We start from the raw sequence: 471 nt of genomic DNA, 5'->3' as shown, positions 1-471 counted from the left end.
AAATATATTTCAATACAATTACCAGTGATTGGTGTCAATAACCCAAGCTGGGAAGGAAATGCAGAAGTAATTGAGAGTACAAAAGACAATAAATATTGAAAATAAAATTATCATTTTAATAAATATGCCTTCTAATCCCCTACTTCATTTTATTACTAAACTGATTAATATTGAAGATATCAAGGTGGTGAATTACGATTTTATCACCGACGATGAGATCGTAATTGAAATCCAAAATCAGTCAAAAGTTTCTCAGTGTCCTCACTGTGGAAAGACAACTAATAAAACTCATCAAAATCATTGGTATATGGTCAGAGATATACCAATGAGTGACTATCAAGTAATTTTCAAAGTAAATCGTCGTCAATTGAAATGTACAGAATGTCATCAAGTTTTTAGCGAAAAATTGTCTTTTGTAAAAACTAGAAGAACTTACACAAAAAGACTAGCGATGAAAGTAATCAAGGAAGT

The 471-nt window shown here is 30.4% G+C and carries 1 protein-coding gene; it reads left to right on the top strand.

All coding sequences use genetic code 11. The features are described 5' to 3' along the window. Positions 1–124: 124 nt before the first annotated feature. Positions 125–471: transposase family protein (locus ACEYW6_RS36625; protein ID WP_412983669.1), on the top strand; the 347-nt coding region annotated here is incomplete at its 3' end.

This window comes from Nostoc sp. UIC 10607 (assembly GCF_047228265.1).
GTDB lineage: Bacteria > Cyanobacteriota > Cyanobacteriia > Cyanobacteriales > Nostocaceae > Nostoc > Nostoc foliaceum_A.
This window is presented reverse-complemented; position numbering and strand designations above follow the sequence as displayed.